Source organism: Escherichia sp. TW14182, from assembly GCF_000208525.1.
Classification (GTDB): Bacteria; Pseudomonadota; Gammaproteobacteria; order Enterobacterales; family Enterobacteriaceae; genus Escherichia; species Escherichia ruysiae.
The window spans coordinates 1-4,377 of the sequence record NZ_AEJZ01000451.1 but is presented as its reverse complement, the minus strand read 5'-3'; the positions used below and the strand labels follow the sequence as shown (position 1 = coordinate 4,377).

At 51.8% G+C, this 4,377-nt stretch carries 8 protein-coding genes; 4 read left to right on the top strand and 4 right to left on the bottom strand.

Annotated features, from left to right (window positions below):
• The coding region (proS, locus tag EQY_RS0123075; protein ID WP_000685754.1) for a proline--tRNA ligase at positions 1-786 on the top strand (786 nt) is incomplete at its 5' end.
• Positions 787-838: 52 nt separating this feature from the next.
• Positions 839-1,663, top strand: coding sequence for a YaeF family permuted papain-like enzyme (locus EQY_RS0123070; RefSeq protein ID WP_000360475.1), 825 nt, complete (start codon positions 839-841; stop codon positions 1,661-1,663).
• Positions 1,664-1,692: 29 nt separating this feature from the next.
• Here the strand turns inward: EQY_RS0123070 and nlpE are convergent, their stop codons facing one another.
• Genes nlpE through EQY_RS0123055 form a run of 3 tightly spaced genes read right to left on the bottom strand, consistent with a single transcriptional unit; the run spans position 1,693 to position 3,381 of the window.
• Entirely contained in the window at positions 1,693-2,403 is a 711-nt protein-coding gene (nlpE, locus tag EQY_RS0123065; protein ID WP_000239167.1) for an envelope stress response activation lipoprotein NlpE, read from the bottom strand.
• Positions 2,404-2,416: 13 nt separating this feature from the next.
• Positions 2,417-2,839: an alternative ribosome rescue aminoacyl-tRNA hydrolase ArfB gene (arfB, locus tag EQY_RS0123060; protein ID WP_000635553.1), complete on the bottom strand. Its 423-nt coding sequence runs from the start codon at positions 2,837-2,839 to the stop codon at positions 2,417-2,419.
• Positions 2,836-3,381 carry a YaeQ family protein gene (locus tag EQY_RS0123055; RefSeq protein WP_001185297.1) on the bottom strand — a complete coding sequence of 182 codons (546 nt, stop codon included), beginning with the start codon at positions 3,379-3,381 and terminating at the stop codon, positions 2,836-2,838. The genes arfB and EQY_RS0123055 overlap by 4 nt, the downstream gene beginning before the upstream one ends.
• Before the next feature lie 165 nt (positions 3,382-3,546).
• Between EQY_RS0123055 and EQY_RS0123050 the strand changes: the two genes are divergently transcribed.
• Entirely contained in the window at positions 3,547-3,747 is a 201-nt protein-coding gene (locus EQY_RS0123050; RefSeq protein WP_000417058.1) for a YaeP family protein, read from the top strand.
• A complete protein-coding gene (gene rof / locus EQY_RS0123045) occupies positions 3,734-3,994 on the top strand; it encodes a Rho-binding antiterminator (RefSeq protein WP_000062320.1) in 261 nt (86 codons plus the stop codon). Before EQY_RS0123050 ends, rof begins: the two co-directional genes overlap by 14 nt.
• A gap of 52 nt (positions 3,995-4,046) precedes the next feature.
• On the opposite strand, the gene tilS is transcribed toward rof, so the two are convergent.
• The coding region (tilS, locus tag EQY_RS0123040) for a tRNA lysidine(34) synthetase TilS (protein ID WP_000326705.1) at positions 4,047-4,377 on the bottom strand (331 nt) is incomplete at its 5' end.

Here is a 4,377-nt window from a genome sequence, read left to right as displayed (position 1 = left end):
CTGCCACAGGTTGCCAGCCCGCTGACTTTCGCGACCGAAGAAGAAATTCGTGCCGTGGTTAAAGCCGGTCCGGGTTCACTGGGTCCGGTAAACATGCCGATTCCGGTGGTGATTGACCGTACCGTTGCGGCGATGAGTGATTTTGCTGCCGGTGCTAACATTGATGGCAAACACTACTTCGGTATCAACTGGGATCGCGATGTTGCTACCCCGGAAGTTGCTGATATTCGTAATGTAGTGGCTGGCGATCCAAGCCCGGATGGTCAGGGTACGCTGCTGATCAAACGTGGTATCGAAGTCGGTCACATCTTCCAGCTGGGTACTAAGTACTCCGAAGCACTGAAAGCCTCCGTACAGGGCGAAGATGGGCGTAACCAAATTCTAACTATGGGTTGCTACGGTATCGGGGTAACACGCGTAGTCGCTGCGGCAATTGAGCAGAACTACGACGAACGCGGCATCGTATGGCCTGACGCTATCGCGCCGTTCCAGGTGGCGATTCTGCCGATGAACATGCACAAATCCTTCCGCGTACAGGAGCTTGCTGAGAAACTGTACAGCGAACTGCGCGCGCAGGGCATCGAAGTGCTTCTGGATGACCGTAAAGAGCGTCCGGGCGTGATGTTTGCTGATATGGAACTGATCGGTATTCCGCACACTATTGTGCTTGGCGACCGTAACCTCGACAACGACGATATCGAATACAAATATCGTCGTAACGGCGAGAAACAGTTAATTAAGACTGGTGACATCGTCGAATATCTGGTGAAACAGATTAAAGGCTAATGCCAGAAAGGGTCCTGAATTTCAGGGCCCTTTTTTACATGGATTGTATAAAATGGATAAACCAAAGGCGTACTGCCGCCTGCTTCTCCCCTTCTTTCTTTTACTTTCGGCCTGTACCGTTGATATCAGCCAGCCAGACTCATCAGCAACAGCGGTGGATGCCGAGGCGAAAACATGGGCAGTCAAATTCCAGCATCAAAGCTCTTTCACCGAACGATCAATAAAAGAAATAACCGAACCTGATCTCAAACCCGGCGATTTGCTGTTCTCCTCAAGCCTTGGGGTAACCTCATTTGGTATCCGCGTCTTCAGCACTTCCTCTGTAAGTCACGTTGCAATATATTTGGGTGAAAATAACGTTGCAGAAGCGACTGGAGATGGCGTCCAGATTGTTCCTCTTAAAAAAGCCATGAAGCACAGTGATAAGCTTTTCGTCTTACGAGTCCCGGATCTGACCCCGCAACAAGCCACAGAAATCACCGCTTTCGCCAATAAAATCAAAGACAGCGGTTACAACTATCGTGGCATTGTCGAGTTCATTCCGTTTATGGTGACCCGCCAGATGTGCTCACTAATTCCTTTTTCCACAGATTTTCGCCAACAGTGCATCAGCGGGCTGGCAAAAGCACAGTTAAGCGGTGTGGGCGAAGGAGACAAAAAGTCGTGGTTTTGTTCAGAATTTGTCACTGATGCATTTGCCAAAGCCGGGCATCCGCTTACGCTGGCGCAATCGGGCTGGATTAGCCCTGCCGATCTGATGCATATGCGTACTGGCGATGTCTCTGCGTTTAAGCCAGAAACGCAGTTACAGTATGTTGGACACCTGAAGCCTGGGATTTATATCAAGGCGGGTCGCTTTGTTGGGCTGACTCAGTGATGAAAGCCGGAGAATGCTCCGGCTTTCAATTACTGCCCCAAACTACTGCAATCCTGGTTTGGGTAAAATTTCCCTGCCGTATCGGGCGCTAATACTTTGGTCGGCGCACCGGTATCCGGGTTAGCCTCAAGCGTAAAGTGACCTTCTACAGACAGTAACACGGTTTTTTCACTGTTACCGCGAGCAGCCAGGTAGCCACGTTCCAGCTCTGCGTTATTCGCCACCATGAAACGTTTTCCAGTCGCGCAATCAGTAAAGGTCGCCGCATCAGCCATATAAAAATACATGCCACGCAGAGTCATCGGTGTCATGGGGAGGCTGGACTTTGCAGGTTCCAGCGTGTAGTTGAACTGCGATTCAATCGGATTACCTTCACGATCGAGCATCTCCAGCGCATCCCCTTTCGCCCGATAATATGACTTTTCACCTTTGCTGTCGGTTAATACCAGCTTGTCAGCGGTTCGCGCCCATGTACCGTAGGAAGCGAAGGATGAAGGCTCTTCGCGCGCACCCAGATAACGCTCATTCATCACCCATGTTCCGTCTTTTTCGAGGAACAGAGAGGTTTCGATTCCTTCGCAATCGGCACACGGCAGCACGCCGCGCCAACTTTGCGGCATCGGTTTCAGTTCGGCAGCCTGCGCCGGGGAAAGCGTATCGACTTCGGCCCGATTATTACATCCCATCAGTGTAAAGAGGCTGATTACAGCCATCGCTGTCACAATCGCTTTTTTCACCATCCATTCCTTCTTTTTATTCCCGACCGCTGCGCACTTTGCCACGCATCGCCTTCACGCTTGATTTTTGTGCTTTCGATGCCAGCCTGCGCTCTTTCGATGCGCGGGTAGGTCGTGTCGGTCGCCGGGCTTTTTGTTCTGTTGTTAATTCTTTAATCACTGTCACCAGCCGGGCCAGCGCCGCTTCGCGGTTCAGCTCCTGGCTGCGGTATTCCTGTGCCTTAATGACTATCACCCCATCGCTGCTAATCAGATGATGGCTGGCGGCGAGCAGGCGCTCTTTGTAATACTCTGGCAGGCTGGACGCCCGAATGTCAAAACGCAGATGAATAGCCGTTGAGGTCTTATTAACATGCTGCCCGCCCGCGCCCTGCGCACGAATGGCGGTGATCTCAAGCTCACCATCGGGAATAGCAACATGTCGGGAAATCACAATCATGAAGGTTGTTGCCAGGCGGTTAAGTTCACTTCCAGATTATTCTTATCATCCGATAACCAGATCACGCCATCCTGAATTGTTGCCTGCAGCGTCATGGTACGATCGGCAAAGGCGCTTACTTTCGCCAGTTGCTCGTCATCCAGATACCAGACGGAAAGATTGGCAAACTGCGCGCATTTGCTCTGATTTTGCTGCCACCAGATTTGCGCCGCCCGACTATTATAGGCAAACAGCGCCACTTCTGCGGCCTGGGTGCAGGCTTTCTTAACCCGCCGCTCATCCGGCAGCCCCAGCTCAATCCACAAATCAATGCCCAGGTGATCGTTACGCAGCCACGCTTCCGGCTCATCATCGGCACACAAGCCACGGGTAAATTGCAGACGTTCATCGGCATATTTCAGCCACGCCAGCAGGCGCAGCATCATACGCTCCTGGGTTTCTGAAGGATGGCGCGCCAGCGTCAGAGAGGCATCGAGAAACTGGTTGCGGTCGAGATCGGCCACATTAACCGTCGCTTTATAAATTGTCGCTTTAAGCGCCATAAGAAAACTCCTTTCGAATCAGGAGGCCATTGTAACGGAATACGTGCAGTTGCGGCGCTGATATTGCAGAAATGAGTGTGGTATAGTCACCTTGCGAAACAGAGTTTATCTTCGTAGGCTTAGACTTGCATCCACGGTTAAGTCAGAGTGCTGACAGGAGGGCATGTGGAAAAATATTGTGAGTTAATACGCAAGCGGTACGCGGAAATCGCCAGCGGAGACTTAGGATACGTTCCGGACGCGCTGGGCTGCGTTTTGAAAGTGCTGAATGAAATGGCTGCCGACGACGCCCTTTCTGAGGCTGTCAGGGAAAAAGCAGCATACGCTGCGGCAAACTTACTGGTGAGCGATTATGTCAATGAATGATACGTATCAACCAATCAATTGTGATGATTACGATAATCTTGAGCTCGCCTGCCAGCATCATTTAATGCTGACACTTGAGATGAAAGATGGCGAAAAATTGCAGGGGAAGGCCAGCGATTTAGTCTCCCGCAAAAATGTGGAGTATCTGGTCGTCGAAGCCGCTGGCGAAACCCGCGAGCTGCGTCTGGATAAAATTACCAGCTTTAGCCATCCGGAAATCGGTACGGTGGTGGTGAGCGAGTCCTGATTCACTTTTGCCGGATGCGACGTTTGATACGTCTTATCCGGCTTTCACTTAACTAAGCGTTTCTCTGCCAGACAAAACTTACGCCATTCTCATCTTCAGCCACACCGTCTTGCGTCACAAAAATCCCCGCCGCCGCAATCAGCGTTTCGCCATAAAACAGTAGTGGCGTGGTGTCACGTAGCCACGGCGGCACGCCCAGCTCCTGCCAGATTTTCTTTAGCTTGCGCCCACCGTTGCGCCCGACAATATGCAGCAATCCTGGCGCTTTAAAACGCACGCTGACCGCTTCGTCTGCACGCGGAGGGCGAATATCTCCACCCGCAATAAGTTGCACACTTCCCAGACTTGCCGGTAATTCCAGCGGCTGGTGGGCAGCCCCCCAC